This window comes from Streptomyces sp. NPDC002754, assembly GCF_053592315.1.
Genome location: NZ_JBSFVM010000016.1, coordinates 119,260 through 132,658 on the forward strand (window position 1 = coordinate 119,260; position 13,399 = coordinate 132,658).

Annotated in this window: 16 protein-coding genes and 1 tRNA gene; 6 read left to right on the plus strand and 11 right to left on the minus strand. The window is 68.9% G+C overall.

Going from position 1 to position 13,399, the window contains the following annotated elements:
- Nucleotides 1-50: 50 nt before the first annotated feature.
- From ACWD2L_RS27175 to ACWD2L_RS27185, 3 genes are all read right to left on the minus strand, one after another.
- Complete coding sequence (locus tag ACWD2L_RS27175; protein ID WP_351335867.1) at nucleotides 51-1,541, minus strand: amino acid permease; 1,491 nt, start codon at nucleotides 1,539-1,541, stop codon at nucleotides 51-53.
- Nucleotides 1,542-1,736: 195 nt separating this feature from the next.
- Entirely contained in the window at nucleotides 1,737-3,125 is a 1,389-nt protein-coding gene (locus ACWD2L_RS27180; protein ID WP_351335866.1) for a type III PLP-dependent enzyme domain-containing protein, read from the minus strand.
- A gap of 235 nt (nucleotides 3,126-3,360) precedes the next feature.
- Nucleotides 3,361-5,247 carry a PucR family transcriptional regulator gene (locus ACWD2L_RS27185; RefSeq protein WP_351335863.1) on the minus strand — a complete coding sequence of 629 codons (1,887 nt, stop codon included), beginning with the start codon at nucleotides 5,245-5,247 and terminating at the stop codon, nucleotides 3,361-3,363.
- 140 nt (nucleotides 5,248-5,387) lie between these two features.
- Between ACWD2L_RS27185 and ACWD2L_RS27190 the strand changes: the two genes are divergently transcribed.
- On the plus strand, nucleotides 5,388-5,693 hold the full coding sequence (locus tag ACWD2L_RS27190) for a DUF6401 family natural product biosynthesis protein (protein ID WP_351335860.1): 306 nt from the start codon (nucleotides 5,388-5,390) through the stop codon (nucleotides 5,691-5,693).
- Nucleotides 5,694-5,750: 57 nt separating this feature from the next.
- Here the strand turns inward: ACWD2L_RS27190 and ACWD2L_RS27195 are convergent, their stop codons facing one another.
- Complete coding sequence (locus ACWD2L_RS27195) at nucleotides 5,751-6,566, minus strand: mechanosensitive ion channel family protein (protein WP_351335857.1); 816 nt, start codon at nucleotides 6,564-6,566, stop codon at nucleotides 5,751-5,753.
- 172 nt (nucleotides 6,567-6,738) lie between these two features.
- Between ACWD2L_RS27195 and ACWD2L_RS27200 the strand changes: the two genes are divergently transcribed.
- A tRNA-Arg gene (locus ACWD2L_RS27200) sits at nucleotides 6,739-6,814 on the plus strand.
- A gap of 187 nt (nucleotides 6,815-7,001) precedes the next feature.
- Here ACWD2L_RS27200 and ACWD2L_RS27205 read toward each other — a convergent pair.
- Nucleotides 7,002-7,490: a hypothetical protein gene (locus ACWD2L_RS27205; RefSeq protein WP_351335854.1), complete on the minus strand. Its 489-nt coding sequence runs from the start codon at nucleotides 7,488-7,490 to the stop codon at nucleotides 7,002-7,004.
- A gap of 232 nt (nucleotides 7,491-7,722) precedes the next feature.
- Here ACWD2L_RS27205 and ACWD2L_RS27210 point away from each other — a divergent pair, with 232 nt between their 5' ends.
- Entirely contained in the window at nucleotides 7,723-8,166 is a 444-nt protein-coding gene (locus tag ACWD2L_RS27210) for a pyrophosphohydrolase domain-containing protein (RefSeq protein ID WP_351335853.1), read from the plus strand.
- A gap of 173 nt (nucleotides 8,167-8,339) precedes the next feature.
- On the opposite strand, the gene ACWD2L_RS27215 is transcribed toward ACWD2L_RS27210, so the two are convergent.
- The 3 genes from ACWD2L_RS27215 to ACWD2L_RS27225 form a co-directional block, all read right to left on the minus strand.
- Nucleotides 8,340-8,621: a hypothetical protein gene (locus ACWD2L_RS27215; protein WP_351335850.1), complete on the minus strand. Its 282-nt coding sequence runs from the start codon at nucleotides 8,619-8,621 to the stop codon at nucleotides 8,340-8,342.
- A gap of 151 nt (nucleotides 8,622-8,772) precedes the next feature.
- Nucleotides 8,773-8,925, minus strand: coding sequence for a hypothetical protein (locus tag ACWD2L_RS27220; RefSeq protein WP_451192010.1), 153 nt, complete (start codon nucleotides 8,923-8,925; stop codon nucleotides 8,773-8,775).
- A 231-nt stretch (nucleotides 8,926-9,156) separates the two neighbouring features.
- Nucleotides 9,157-9,303 (minus strand): hypothetical protein, encoded by a 147-nt coding sequence (locus tag ACWD2L_RS27225; protein ID WP_451192013.1) that lies wholly within the window; start codon nucleotides 9,301-9,303, stop codon nucleotides 9,157-9,159.
- Nucleotides 9,304-9,341: 38 nt separating this feature from the next.
- On the opposite strand from ACWD2L_RS27225, the gene ACWD2L_RS27230 reads away from it, so the two are divergent.
- Nucleotides 9,342-9,650, plus strand: coding sequence for a class I SAM-dependent methyltransferase (locus tag ACWD2L_RS27230; protein ID WP_351335848.1), 309 nt, complete (start codon nucleotides 9,342-9,344; stop codon nucleotides 9,648-9,650).
- A 216-nt stretch (nucleotides 9,651-9,866) separates the two neighbouring features.
- Nucleotides 9,867-10,394, plus strand: coding sequence for a hypothetical protein (locus ACWD2L_RS27235; protein WP_351335845.1), 528 nt, complete (start codon nucleotides 9,867-9,869; stop codon nucleotides 10,392-10,394).
- Between the two features lie 127 nt (nucleotides 10,395-10,521).
- Here ACWD2L_RS27235 and ACWD2L_RS27240 read toward each other — a convergent pair whose 3' ends face one another.
- Nucleotides 10,522-10,908 carry a hypothetical protein gene (locus ACWD2L_RS27240; RefSeq protein WP_351335843.1) on the minus strand — a complete coding sequence of 129 codons (387 nt, stop codon included), beginning with the start codon at nucleotides 10,906-10,908 and terminating at the stop codon, nucleotides 10,522-10,524.
- A 151-nt stretch (nucleotides 10,909-11,059) separates the two neighbouring features.
- Here ACWD2L_RS27240 and ACWD2L_RS27245 point away from each other — a divergent pair, with 151 nt between their 5' ends.
- Nucleotides 11,060-11,287: a type II toxin-antitoxin system Phd/YefM family antitoxin gene (locus ACWD2L_RS27245; RefSeq protein WP_351335840.1), complete on the plus strand. Its 228-nt coding sequence runs from the start codon at nucleotides 11,060-11,062 to the stop codon at nucleotides 11,285-11,287.
- A gap of 75 nt (nucleotides 11,288-11,362) precedes the next feature.
- Here ACWD2L_RS27245 and ACWD2L_RS27250 read toward each other — a convergent pair whose 3' ends face one another.
- Together ACWD2L_RS27250 and ACWD2L_RS27255 are read right to left on the minus strand one after the other, a co-directional pair.
- Nucleotides 11,363-12,001, minus strand: coding sequence for an HAD-IA family hydrolase (locus tag ACWD2L_RS27250; RefSeq protein ID WP_351335837.1), 639 nt, complete (start codon nucleotides 11,999-12,001; stop codon nucleotides 11,363-11,365).
- 180 nt (nucleotides 12,002-12,181) lie between these two features.
- Nucleotides 12,182-13,297: a GNAT family N-acetyltransferase gene (locus ACWD2L_RS27255; protein ID WP_351335834.1), complete on the minus strand. Its 1,116-nt coding sequence runs from the start codon at nucleotides 13,295-13,297 to the stop codon at nucleotides 12,182-12,184.
- Between the last annotated feature and the right edge of the window lie 102 nt (nucleotides 13,298-13,399).

A 13,399-nucleotide genomic window follows, 5' to 3' on the forward strand; every position in this document is an offset into this window, starting at 1 on the left:
CAACGGCCGGACAGGGCACCCGCACAACGCGACGGAACGCGACTCCGCGGCTACTCCGCGGCCTTCGCGTGCTCCGCCACCCGCTTACGGGTCAGGAACCAGCCGATCACAAGGCCGACCACGATCAGCGGCGAGCAGTACACCGAGACCGCCGAGTCACCGCCGCCGACCACCATCAACACCACGACCGCGACCAGGAAGACCATCGTCAGCCAGCTCGTGAAGGGCGCGCCCGGCAGCCGGAACGCGGGGCGCTCCACCTCGCCGCGCAGGGCCTTACGGCGCAGCACCATCTGGCAGACCATGATCATGGCCCAAGTGCCGATCATGGTGATCGCGGAGAAGTTGATGACGATCGAGAACGCCCGCTCGGGCACGATGTAGTTGAGGATGATGCCCGCGATGTAGCAGGTCGCCGTCAGCAGCACGCCACCGTAGGGCACGCCCCTCTTGTTCATCTTCGTGGTGAACGCGGGCGCGGATCCCGCAAGGCCCATCGAGCGCAGCACGCGACCGGTCGAGTAGAGGCCGGAGTTGCAGCTGGACAGGGCGGCCGTGAGGATCACGAAGTTCATGATGCCGCTGATGCCGGGCACGCCCAGCTTGCCGAGCAGCGTCACGAACGGCGACTCGCCGGCCTTGTACGCGCTCCACGGCAGCAGCAGCACGAGCAGCAGCACCGACCCGACGTAGAACAGCACGATGCGCCACGACACGGAGTTGATGGCGCGCGGGATCACCTTGCGCGGATTCTCGGTCTCGCCGGCGGCGATGCCGACCATCTCGATCGCCGCGTACGCGAAGACGACACCCTGGATCAGGACGATCGCCGGGAGCAGCCCGTTCGGCAGCATGCCGCCGTGGTCGGTGATCAGCTGCGGGCCCGTGCTGTGGCCGTCGACGGGGTGGCGGCTCGCGAGCAACCAGCAGCCGATGGCGAGGAAGCCGAGGATCGCGGCGACCTTGATGATCGAGAACCAGAACTCGAACTCGCCGAACCAGCGCACCGAGATCAGGTTGGCGCCGAGCACCACGAGCAGCGCCACCAGGGCGAGCGTCCACTGGGGGATGTCGCGGAAGGCGGCCCAGTAGTGCAGGTACATCGCCACCGCGGTGATCTCCGCGATGCCGCTGCACACCCAGTGCAGGAAGTAGACCCAACCCGCCGTGTACGCGGCCTTCTCACCGAGGAACTCACGCGAGTACGAGACGAACGAGCCCGAGCTCGGCCGGTGCATCACCAGCTCGCCCATGGCGCGCGCGATGAAGAAGGCGAACAGTCCCGTGATGGCGAAGATGATCACCAGGGACGGGCCCGCGGTGTGCAGCCGCTCCCCCGCACCGAGGAAGAGGCCGGTGCCGATGGCGCCGCCGACCGCGATCATCTGGACCTGACGGTTGCGCAGGCCGGCCGAGTAACCCCCCTCACGGAGGGCTCCCGTCGTGGCCTTGCCGCCCGTGGTCACACTGCCCTCGGTCGCAGCCGCAGGGGCGGTCGCGGGCCGAGTCGTCTCCGACTCGGCTTCTGCTGTGTGCTCCATGGTTCTCCGACGTACGTGCAAAACGGCATGCCGCACACACGCGAGCGCGAAGACGCGCAGGCGTGTGCGACGTACCTGTTGGACAGGACTGGTCCGCCGGATCCGGCGAACACCGAGATCGGAACGGATCCCGGTGGAGTGTGCCGCGGCAGTAACGCGCGACGACACGCCACCTTAAACCGTTCGCGGGGGCAACTAATCCACGAGGCCCGAGTCGAGCTCCGAGCCGAGCCCGAGCAGCGAACCGGCGTACTGGGCACCGGACTCGGCCAGCACCTCGTCGAGGGACTGCGCGGACCGCACGGGGGCGAAGGTCACATCGCCCGCTTCCGCCCCACCCTCATCTCGGACATATCCATACACAGCGGGACGAGGAAGGCTGTTGTAGTGGAAGTGAGTTGAGAAGTAGTACGCGCCGGTGTCGTACAGCGCGACGAGATCGCCGGGCGCCAGCTCGGGCAGCTCCCGGCCGCGCGCCACGAGGTCGCCCGCGAAGCAGCAGGGCCCGGCCACGTCCTGCACCAGCGGCGCGCCCGTCCGCGGCCGGCCCTCGGCGTCGTACGCCCCGACCCGCAGCGGCCACGACTCGGGCGCGAAGACGGTACGGGTCGCCACCTGCGCGCCCGCGTGCGTCACGGCGATCCGGCGGCCGCCGGAGGTCTTGGTGTACTCGACGTGCGCGGCGATGAACCCCTGCTTGGCGAGGAGCGAGCGCCCGAACTCGGTGACGAGCGTGTACCGGCCGTCGAAGAGCCCGGGAACGGTTCGGCGCAGGATGCTCGCGTACTCCTCGAAGCCGGGTGTGACGTCGTCCGACTCGAAGTTCACCGGCAGTCCGCCGCCGATGTCGAGGGTGTCGATCTGCTGCCGCCCGACATGCGCGTTGATCTTCTCGGCCAGGTCGTACGCGGCCCGTACCCCCTCGGCCATCAGCTCCAGGGCGACGCCCTGGGAACCGGTGTGGGTGTGCAGGCGGGTCATCCACGGCCGCGCCTTGTACGCGCCGAGGACCCACTGCTCCGCGCCCTCGTCACGCAGGGCGACACCGAACTTCGAGGTGGCGGTCGCGGTGCTCATCGCGCCGATCGACCCGCTGCCGACCTGCGGGTTCACGCGCAGCCCGACGGGCGAGGCGGTGGGGTTCGCCGCGAACTCGGCGACGATCTCGTCGATCCGGTCCAGCTCCTGCGGGTTGTCGGCGTTCACGGCGATGCCTGCCGCGAGCGCGTCCCGCAGCTCCCCGACCGTCTTGGCGGGCGAGTCGAAGACGATCCGCTCCGCGGGCACCCCGGCCGCCCGCGCGAGCGCCAGCTCACCGGGGCTCGCGACCTCCGCGCCGATGCCCTCCTCGTTCAGGAGCGCGAGCACGGGGACGAGCGAGGCCGCCTTCACGGCGAAGGTGTGCCGCGCGTCGACCCCCTCGAACGCCGCCTTGAGCGCACGCGCCGCCTCCCGGACCCCGGCAACGTCGAGCAGCCCGAGCACGGGGGCGTCGGGCCCGACGAGCCCCTGCCCGACGGCGGCCCGCAGGGCGGCGTCGCGGCGGGCGGCGGAGACGTGGGCGGAGGCGGCGGGCTGCGGCATCGGGGGGTGTCCTGCCTTTGGCTTCGTATGGCTTCGTACGGGGTGGTGCGCGGGGCACTCGTGCACTCGTCACTGTGCAGCGCGGCGGGGCGGCGTGTCTGCGTGCGCCGACACGAAGTACGGCGGGTGGACGCTGTGGCCAGGCACAAGGAGCGGCAGGCGACGGCGCCCGCGTAGTGCGTACGCACGAAGACCACCCGCCCGACATGGTGGCGGCGCACCACCCACCGTCAGGTCACCGCAGCGGAATCAGCCCGGCCCGCCGCAGCCCGAGCTCGACGACGAGACGTACGTCGGGGTCCGCCAGGTCGAATCCGCCCAACTCGCGGGCCCTGCGCAACCGGTACCGCAACGTATTCACGTGGATCCCCAGATACCGGGCGGTGGCCCCGGCGTCCCCGAAGAACGCCAGATGCGCGGCCACGGTGCGCGGCAGATCCGTCCCGTGCCGCTCGTCGTGCGCGAGGAGCGCCGCCACGGCGTCCCCGACCGAGGGCACCTGCGCGGCGACGGCGTCCGACACCCGCAGCGCGTCCAACGCGAACCGCACGTCGTCGGCGCCCGCCACCTCGGGCTCCCCGCGCTCGCACAGCACCCGCAACACCTCGACGGCCCCGACCCGGGAGTCCACCACGTCCTTCAGGCCACCGACGACCGGCCCCACCGCGACCAACGGCTCGACCCCGGCGCCCCGCAATACGGCCGCGAGATCCCGACCGAGCCGCTCGGCGGCGTCGGACCGGGTGTCAGCAATCAACACGTCGAACCGGTCACCAAATTCAGCCCCGCCGGCGCTCGCATCTCCAGCCCCGCCGACGCTCGCATTTCCAGCCCCGCCGGCGATTGAGGCGCGGGGTCCGGGGCGGAGCCCCGCGTCCTGGGCACGGGCTGCCGCCCCACCGACGCCTGCATCTCCAGCCCCGCCGACGTTCGCATTTCCAGCCCCTCCGGCGATTGAGGAGCGGGGTCCGGGGCGGAGCCCCGCGTCCTGGGCACGGGCTGCCGCCCCACGCGCCTGGGCCAAACCACCCTCCACCCGGTAGGCAAACGCGGGCACGCCAGCCGCAGCAACCCGCAACACCCCCGCCCGCACCGCCCTCTCCCGCACCTCCGCCGCCACAACCCCCACAACCCCCACGGCAAGCACCGCACACGGCCGACCCGGATCCACACCAAGCGCGGCAGCCGCCGCACCCACATCAGGCGCCCCGTCCTCGAACAACGCCCGCACCGCATGCCGACGCCGCCCCTCCGCGGACCGCGACCGCAACCGGTGATGCAGCAGATGCGGCACCGCAATGGTGGCGGCCTGCCGCAACGCCTCCCGCGCCCCCTCCGGCAACGGCTCCCCGTCGGCGGCGGCCCACAGCGACCCGAGAACCTCCTCCCCTGCCCGTACGGCAACAGCCAGCCGCTCAGGAAACCGCCCATCAGCCGGCCGATGCACAACGTCCCCCGCCCACAACGCGGCGAGGAACCCGCTCTCCGCGAGCTCGGCGACCCGCCACCGCGGCACCCGCCGCCCGAGGATGGTGAGCCGCCGCAGCGGATCGGCGGTATCGGCGGTCGGCGAGTACGCCAGCACGTTGGACTCGGGGTCCTCGACGGTGATCGCACCCCCGACGAGCGCGGCGAGCGCGGACGCCAGGGCCGGCAGATCCCCGAGCCCCACGTCGACCCCGGGCTCCGGCACCCGCGCCCCACCGGCCGCGAGCGCGGCCCGCAGCAACCCGATCAGCTCGCCCCAGTCGACCCAGGGGGCACGGGCGAGCAGCGCGGTGGACACACCGTCGGCCACTTCCCCGAGCAGCGGCGCGACCCCTTCGGCCCCCCGCCGCACCACGAGCGCCGCGGCCCCCGCCCGGTCGGCGGCCCGCAACACCTCAGCAGCAGCCGGATCGGACGTATCGACCCCCACCGCGATAAGCACCCGCCCCCGCTCCTGCAGGCTCTCCCCCGCGTCGAACACCCCGACCCCGCCCACGGTCAGGTCCGTCCCGCACGGCGCCCGTACGACCTGGACGATGTCCCGCCCAACGACGTCGACGACCTGCGCCAACGTGGGGCCCCCGCCCGAAGCGGGATTCTCGGGCTGCGGCCTGCCGGACGCGGAAAACTCCATGCCCCCAGTCTCACCGATCACGTAGACCCCACCGATGCGACGAGGGGTGTGACGAACAAGTCACCACAAACAGGGCGCTTGTGAGCAACAGCACCCACCAGTCACCGCCAATCGCCCGCCTTCGCCCATACGTTGGACGGATGTCCCCTCTTGCCCGGGTGAGCGAGGCGTACGGTCCGCGCTTCGCCGAATTCGCCTTCGAGCCCGCCTTCCTGGCCGCGGTGGACCAGCATGTGGCGGAGGTCCGCGACCGCCTGGAGGCCGGCTCGGCCGCGCTGCACCCGCCGGCACCCGACGCCGAGGCCCTCGGCGACTACGCGCTCGGCTTCATCGACGCGCTCTCCGAGACCGGCTGGCTCGAACCCGTGGGCCACGACTACGCGGTGTGCCGCCTCACCGCCATCAGCTGGCTGGTGAGACGGCACGACCTGCTGGACCTGGTGTAGCTCACGGGCTCACGGGCTCACGGGCTCACGGGCTCACGGGCTCACGGGCTCACGGGCTCACTGATTGTCGAACCGCTCCCGCTCCTGCACGGGCTGATGGGTCAAGGCATCCTCACGCCCCGCCTGATAAGCGGTTGCGCCCGCGCCACCGTTCCCGACCTTCCCCTTCGCCTTGGCGGTCTCCTCCTCGGCCGTGTTCAGCCACCGCTCCCAGCGCTGTCGCATCGGCCCGATGAGCCCGCCGCCGACACCGACGACCAGGATCCCGGCCGCGGCCGCGAGAGCGGCGATGAGCACCGGCTGCGTGACGGTCGTGGCGATACCCGCCTGCCCGAGCGCGGCGAAGGCGCCCAGGACCACGATGCAGGCCCACACGATGGTGCCGATGGTCTTCCCGTACGAGACGGAGGACAGGGCGTTGGTGATGATGTCGCGCACCAGGTTGGCGACGGCCATGGCCACCACGATCAGGACCACCGCGACGATGCCGCGCGGCAACCAGGCGACGATGGCGTTGATCATGTCCGACACGGGGTTGGGGCCGAAGACCCCGAAGCCGAGCTGGAGCACGATCAGCATCAGGGCGACGTAGACGACCTTGCAGAGGATCGCGGTCGTGTCGTACTTCGACCCTTCGAGCATCTTCGCCGAACCGGCCCGTTCGGCGAGCTTCTCCGACCCGATCTTCCGAAGGCCCCGGTCGAGGAGCTTGGTGATCATCTTGGCCACGAACCAGCCGATGACCATGACGACGATGAAGCCGAGCAGCTTCGGTACGAACTGGGCGACCTTCGACCACGCGTCGTTCAGCCCTTGAGTGAAGTTGACGGCCAGGATGCTTGCGCCGTCCGGAGAACTGAGATTCTGGATCATGAGTGGACCTCCACTCGTGGGGCCGGACGCCGCGAGGCCGCGCCCGACGAGACGTGTCCCCCCTCGTTTTCCTGCGTCCCTCCGGCTTAACAGCCCCAGCCGCCCCCGGCCGCCCTACGTCCCCCATTGGCGTGACCCACGCCCCGAACCCGATCCGCTACGCTGTTCACGCGCCTTCGTAGCTCAGGGGATAGAGCACCGCTCTCCTAAAGCGGGTGTCGCAGGTTCGAATCCTGCCGGGGGCACCAGTTCAGAAGGGCCCCACCTCCGGATTTCCGGAGGTGGGGCCCTTCTGACATCACATCCAGACCTGACCTCACCGACGCAGCGTCCCCCTGAGTGTCAGCCGTGGAGCGGCTGACGCCCCCACGGGGCGGTCAAGCACATGACCGACGTCGACTCTGTCGGGTGCGGGTCCGCGGGTGGTCGCGATGGTCAGGCAAGCGACGACCGGATCCGGCCGATGACACGCAGAACCTCATTCCTGTTCTTCGCACTCTTGATCCAGGTTGGTAGCCGAGCGACGAGCGTCATCTTCTTGACTTGCGCATCCCAAGGGGCTCGCTCCCGCAACGGCGCCTGCACGAACTGCCGGATCAACTCCAGGTGCTCCGGGCCATAAGCCCACAGCCGGCCATGTCGCGTCTCCGCCTGCAACCACAGCGGCAAGCGGAAGTAGGGATCTGTCGCTTCACCTCGCCCCCGATAGAGACTGAACCCACCTCCGGCCGCATCTCGCGACAGACCGCACGACCGACAGACAAAGCGTCGACGCGCGAACACCGAAATACCCGCGTCCTGCGCCGCTGGCACCACCGGGGCAACATGAGCAATTCCAGTGCACTTCGGACAGCGCACGAGAATATGATCAATGAAGTGGTACTTCGTGTGCCGGGCGTCTCGAAACCTCTGCGGCGAGGGCATGACGCCAGTATGCGACCCCTCCGCCTGCCCCTACTCGGATCAGCCGTGCCACATCCGTGCCGGATGGACGAGGGGCCACGGGGAACAGTAGGTACGAAGTCGGCCACATCGAGGAGCCGTTAAGACGCTCTCTCGCAGGTCAGACTCCCAACTCCCCCTAGATCAACTGCGTTTCCCAGGCTTGGAGCGTGAGTCGGGCTCCCTCACCCGTTGGGCGCTCTAGGGTCAAGGCATGGATCATGACCCGATGCGGCAGGTCGCCGAATTCCGCGAAGTGTTCGACGGTGAGGCCAAGGCCGAAAGCCCCGAACTGCCGGCACACCGAAGGACGTTGCTGGTCGAAGAAGCACACGAAGCCGCCGAGGCCCTCGCCAACCTTGCTGAGGCTCTGCAGACCGACGATGACCCGCTCACTGCGTACCAGGCGGTGGCCAAGGAACTGGCAGACGTCCTCTACGTCACTTATGGCGCCGCTGATGCGCTGAAGATCGATCTGCCGTCCGTCTTCACAGAAGTCCATCGGTCCAACATGAGCAAGCTGGACGCGGATGGCCGGGTCCTTCGCCGAGCCGACGGCAAGGTACTCAAAGGCCCCAGCTATCAGCCACCGGTCCTCGACGGCATCGTGGGGTGGCCGCCTACCGGCTCGATTTCAGAACCGGGCGGACAGCAGTGAACGGTATGGGCACCACATAGAGCTACGGAACAGATGCTGTCTCCTGAAGCGGGTGTCGCAGGTTCGAATCTGCCGGGGCACAACGCCAAGGGCCGGGCCACAGGGGCAATCCCCCTCCGACCCGGCCCTTCGCTCTGACCACAGCCCGCTCCTACAGGCCCCTCCACGGAACGTCATTTGGTCGACGGAGCCTCCGTGGCAGGCGTGCCCTCAGAGATTTCCGAGACATGGATGTCGACCTCGCACCCCTTGGGCATCTTGTCGGCGGAGGTCGCGCACTTCGACGGATCGACCTCGGGCTTGGCCCTGCCCGACGGGTGCTGACTCGAATTCTCCTCGGCCGGTGTCGAGCTTCCGGTCGACGGAGCGCTCTCGGAGGACGCTGAGCAGCCCGCCGAGCCCAACACGGCGCACAGGACCAGAACGGCAGAGGCCACGGCGGTGCGAGTACGCATGAAAGCCCTCCTTGCACGGACGCCGGAACGTCCGGCTCGCCAGTCGATCCACATGCGTACAGGGGGAATCCGGCATTCAGCAGGGTTCGGAGCGACAACCATGCCGACGATCCCAGCGCCCAGAATCCCCGTTGTTGCGACCGATGGCCGCCTACTTCGGTGGCCGGGAGTAGCGCTCCACCACGGCCCTTGCCGTCGACGTGTCGAGCAGCCGCAGTTCCCACGGGCCCGTGTTCACGTCGAAGTCCTTGCCGAAGCCGACCCACTTGCCGGCCATCCGGCGCCCGGTCGGCTCGATGAGCATTTGGATCGCTCCGTGGTAGCGGGCGCCCCGGTAGTAGCCATCGGTGGCCGTCTGCTCGATCCAGGACCCGGTGACGATGTTCCGGTCCGTCGTGAGGTCGAGGTGCAGAGGGCTGTCGGGGTTGCTGGACGCACCTGGCAGCGACTCCGCCGTGAGCCGGTTGCCCCGGTGTACGACGAGGACGTGGTGTTGGCCCTCGTACGTGGTGTCACGGCCCGACGAGTAGAACTCCTAGCGGCTCAGCCAGATCCCCGAGTAGTCCACCTCCTGAGCATCCGGCGCCGTCTCGGGCGCTCCGGACGCCTCCGCGACACCGGACGCCCCGGCTTCCATGTCGTGGCCGCCTGCGCCGTCCTCGTGGACGCGGGAGGACTGCACGGCGAGCGCGAACCCGAGCGACTCAATGGGGGCGGCCCGTGACGGCCGAGGCCGCCACGTTCGACGTTGTGCTGTCCATCTTCGGCGCGGTCTGGTTCATGGACCCCGACGAGCTGCTGCCCCTCGTACGGGCCCGCCTCAATGACGGCGACGCGCTCGCCTTCTCCCACCTTCCGGCCGCCGGCCAGGAACTCGAGCCGGGCAAAGCGGGTATGCGTCACGACCACACAGCCGACGAGTGGACCGGGTTGCTGCACGACTACGGGTTCCGGGACGTTCAGGCCGAGATCATCGAACCCCCCGAGGGGCAGAACGTCGGCACGATGCTCGTCCGCGCGACGACGTGACACCAAGCGTCAACCGTGTCTCGGCAGTCGGGTACGGGTAAGGCACACGTCACGCTGCGGAGCCTTCCAGGTCAGCCCCCTCGTCGGTGGCCCGCGCGACCTCGTCCATACGGTCCGGGAACAGATGGCCGTGCGTATCGAACGTCAAGGTCGCGGGCTCGTGAAGCTTCCGCAACACTCTGAGCGCCATCTGAGTCCGAGCCGATACGGTGCGGCGTGCCTGAGTTCACGAAGCAATTGCCCGCGCTGATCGGCGTGGTGATCGGAGCCCTGGGTTCGTACGCGGCGGTCATGCACGGCGAGCGGGTGCGGTTCCGCCGTGAGCGCACCATCCGTTGGGAGGACCGACGCCTTGCCACGTATCAGGCTTACGCCCGGTCGGTGAAGATGACCGTCAGTCTCCTGTTCAGAGTCGCTGCCCACGTCGGCAACGACAGCAACCCCAATCCGCTGTCACCGCAGGAAGCGGGTCATCGACTGGGCGACGCCTCGGAGGCCCGCGACCTGGCCTGGGAGGAGATGCTGTTACTCGGCTCCCTGGAGGTAGTGGAAGCGGGCCGTGCCTGGGCAGAGACAGTCGCCACGATGGAGCGGTTTGTCCGAGACCGGACCCACGATCCGATCGCATGGTCGGCTCTTGTCGGAAACCAGCGCGCGTCACGCGAGGCGTACTACGCGGCGACTCGACGAGATGTGACGCTCGGGCCCGGCCACTCGGGCCGATGGCAGCGCGGCTCCTTGTGAGTGGTCCACAGCCTGAGCTGGGAGTCCTCGCTTCCAAAGGCGACGGCCACTCCCGCGCCGGAGCTCCTGTGCTGCGGGGGATCCGCCGGCCCGGGGCCGGGGTGGTCGCATCGGGGTGGCCCGCGGGTCAGCGCGTGTGAGGGACGACCACGATCTGGACATCGTCTTCGTAGATCACGCGCCCCGGGTCGGTCGACTTCACCTCGTGACACTCCACGTCATGCGTGGCCAGAATCTCCAGGTAACCCGCCACACGCTCCACGAGATGAGCCGCCGAGGGCTTGAACCAGGCCGTGGCCCCGGGATTCACAGCTGGGTCGTACACGCTCGGGTCGACGGTGGACGGGTCCGTGTACGCGGCGTCGTACCAAGCGTTGCTCTCGCTTCGGAACCGTTCCTGGTCAGCCGTCAGTCGTCCGTCGCGGGCAAGGTTGTTGACCAGCCCGAACACGCCCTTGAACTGATTCCGCTCGTCGGGCAAGGCCGACTGAAACCGCACGTACTCGTTCGCCATCACGCGATATTGCCACGCACTTCCCGAGGTCGGGAGGTCTCCTCGGAGCTGTGCCGCAAGCGCTCAGCCGCGTCATGGGCTCGGCCTCGTCGGCAACCACGCTCGGAGAACCACGTAGCACCTCGCAGCACACCTCGCTATCGTGGTCAGAATGCCGGCGCAGCCCGAGGTCACTCAGCGCGATCTGCGCACTCGCTCCAAAGAGATCATGGACGCCGTCCAGGGAGGACAGGCGTTCACCGTCACCCGCGACGGGCATCGTGTCGGCGAGCTGATCCCGCTCCGTAGCCGTCGCCGCTTCGTTCCCCGTGCCGAGTTCGCGGCCATGTCACGCACTGCCCCTGACATCTCGCCGGACGCCTTCCGCGAGGACCCGTAGGCCCGTTGAGCACAGGCAAGGCCTGCTCGACCAGGCGCCGTTGGTACGCCCACCAAAAGATCGCCCGGGCCGACGTCATCCGAGCGGGTGTCGGTCGGGGGCCACGGGCCCGGCGCCCAGGTGAGCTGCGATGCGCGCGACGGTCCGTGTGTTGTCCTCGAACAGATGCGCCTGCATACCGGCGGCCCGGGCCGCGTCGACATTGACTGCGAGATCGTCGATGAACAGACAGTTCTCCGGGCGCACGGCCAAGTCGGCACATGCGGTCTCGAACGCTCGCGAGTCGGGCTTCTCGATGCCGATCTCGTGTGAGTAGACGATCTGTTCCACCAGTTCGTCGAAGTGGTAGAGCGCCGTCTCCCGTTCCCGGGCGCCGACGAAGCTGTTGCTCAGGATGCCGAGCCTGCAGGTTCCACGCAGCCCTCGCACATAATTGATGAGCTCATCGTTCGACGTCCCCAGATACTCCGCCCAGAAATCCGCCATGAAGGCTTCGCCCAGCGAGGCGTCGAGCCCCAAGCGAGCCGACACCTGCTGGTGCACCTCTCGCTCGCCGATGCTCCCGACATTCCCGGCCCGCCACACGTCGCGCATCCGCTCATGAACAGTGCCCTGCGGCAACTCCAGCCGCTGTTCCCACCGTTGCGCCCACCCCGTCTCCGGAGTGATTTCCAGTACGCCGCCGATATCGAGAATGACGCAGGAATCAGTCACGCAAGCTCCCCCTCCTCAGGTGTCCACCCCCACTCTTCCAACGAGCCGGAGCTACGGCCGCCGGAAGTACACAGCCACCGGATTGGGAGTGCACCCGACCTGTTCGTACAGGGCCCTGGCGCGCTGCAGCTCAGCAAGAAGTAGCCGAGGCAAGAAGCAGCCCCCAGCCGGAACACCCGCCTACGGCCTCTGTCGCAGTGAGCCCACCGTCCGTAGCAGGCGGTCCGCCCGTTCCCGGAGTTCCGGGTGGGCGAGCACCGTGTTGCGGAGGCCGCGGACCGGGCGGCGCCAGAGGCGGTGGGCGGTCGCGGCCGGGTGGGGGCGGGTCGCGAAGCCCTCGGAGACCCGGAGTTCGCGGGTCTTGAGCCAGTCCTTGTACTCCTTCTCGCCGCGGCCCCAGTCCATCAGCCGGATCCCCTGGCGGCCCGCCGCCTCGACCATCCGCAGATGCATGAGGAGGCCGGGCGAGTAGTAGCTGAACTCCGGGTCATACGCGGTGAACCAGGCCGCGAAGACGGTCTTGGACGTCGGGCCGAAGTGGGCCGCCACCGGGCGGTCACCCGCGTAGATCACCGAGAGGACGCCGGTGAAGTGGTCCTCGCGGACCTTGAACAGGTGGTCGGTCAGGTGCACGATCCACGGGCGGGCGAACCGGTCCATGCGGCCGGTGCGGCGGTACTGGGCCGATTTCCAGCGCATCAGCTGGCGCAGGACCGCCGGGTCGCGCTCGTCGTAGACGAAACGCATCTCCCCGACGTTGCGGGTCAGGCGGCGTTCCTTCTTGAGCGTCGTCTTGGCCTGGCCCGGGTACGTCGCCTTCAGCCATTCCTCGTACGTCTCGTGGCTGCCGTCCTTCAGGTCGAGGACGGGAGAGGCGAAGGTTCCTGTGACGTAGCGGCCGAAGGGTCTCTGTTCCTCGACGAGGTGGTCGAACTCGAAGACCGACAGGCCGCAGGCGCGCAGGAGTTGCCGCGTGTCCCAGGTGACCCCGGGCCGGTGCACCAGGGCCTGGCAGTCGGACAGGCCCATGCCGATGGCACGGCCGATGCCCGCGGGCCCCTTCTCGTACGGGAAGAAGCCGACGGGTTCGGTGCCCTCGCGCAACACCGCCACGTGCGCGCGGCCCCTGAACCTGGCGACGCCCGCCGCGAACTCCGGTGACAGGAACGGGTTCTGGAAGTCCGGAGCGTGCTCCATCGTCTCGTGCCAGGCCGTACGCAGGGACGTGCTGAGCTCATCGGCTCTGTACGTCGTGATGTTCAACGTCGGTTCGACCGCCCTTCGCCGCAGGTGCATGGGCCGGCGCTCGGACCGGTAACCGGACAGGTGCGTTGATACGCGAGCATGCAGCTCATGGGCCCCCCTCTTCCCCCATGGGGCTCAAAGGTCGCGAAACAG

What these genes read in the sequence shown, in the direction of transcription:
- ACWD2L_RS27205 (WP_351335854.1), bottom strand. Translation starts at nt 7,490, where the DNA reads ATGCCCTCGCCGCAGAGGTTTCGAGACGCCCGGCACACGAAGTACCAC.
- ACWD2L_RS27245 (WP_351335840.1), top strand. Translation starts at nt 11,060, where the DNA reads ATGCCGGCGCAGCCCGAGGTCACTCAGCGCGATCTGCGCACTCGCTCC.
- ACWD2L_RS27190 (WP_351335860.1), top strand. Translation starts at nt 5,388, where the DNA reads ATGTCCCCTCTTGCCCGGGTGAGCGAGGCGTACGGTCCGCGCTTCGCC.
- ACWD2L_RS27185 (WP_351335863.1), bottom strand. Translation starts at nt 5,247, where the DNA reads ATGGAGTTTTCCGCGTCCGGCAGGCCGCAGCCCGAGAATCCCGCTTCG.
- ACWD2L_RS27195 (WP_351335857.1), bottom strand. Translation starts at nt 6,566, where the DNA reads ATGATCCAGAATCTCAGTTCTCCGGACGGCGCAAGCATCCTGGCCGTC.
- ACWD2L_RS27180 (WP_351335866.1), bottom strand. Translation starts at nt 3,125, where the DNA reads ATGCCGCAGCCCGCCGCCTCCGCCCACGTCTCCGCCGCCCGCCGCGAC.
- ACWD2L_RS27220 (WP_451192010.1), bottom strand. Translation starts at nt 8,925, where the DNA reads ATGCTCATCGAGCCGACCGGGCGCCGGATGGCCGGCAAGTGGGTCGGC.
- ACWD2L_RS27215 (WP_351335850.1), bottom strand. Translation starts at nt 8,621, where the DNA reads ATGCGTACTCGCACCGCCGTGGCCTCTGCCGTTCTGGTCCTGTGCGCC.
- ACWD2L_RS27255 (WP_351335834.1), bottom strand. Translation starts at nt 13,297, where the DNA reads ATGCACCTGCGGCGAAGGGCGGTCGAACCGACGTTGAACATCACGACG.
- ACWD2L_RS27175 (WP_351335867.1), bottom strand. Translation starts at nt 1,541, where the DNA reads ATGGAGCACACAGCAGAAGCCGAGTCGGAGACGACTCGGCCCGCGACC.
- ACWD2L_RS27210 (WP_351335853.1), top strand. Translation starts at nt 7,723, where the DNA reads ATGGATCATGACCCGATGCGGCAGGTCGCCGAATTCCGCGAAGTGTTC.
- ACWD2L_RS27240 (WP_351335843.1), bottom strand. Translation starts at nt 10,908, where the DNA reads ATGGCGAACGAGTACGTGCGGTTTCAGTCGGCCTTGCCCGACGAGCGG.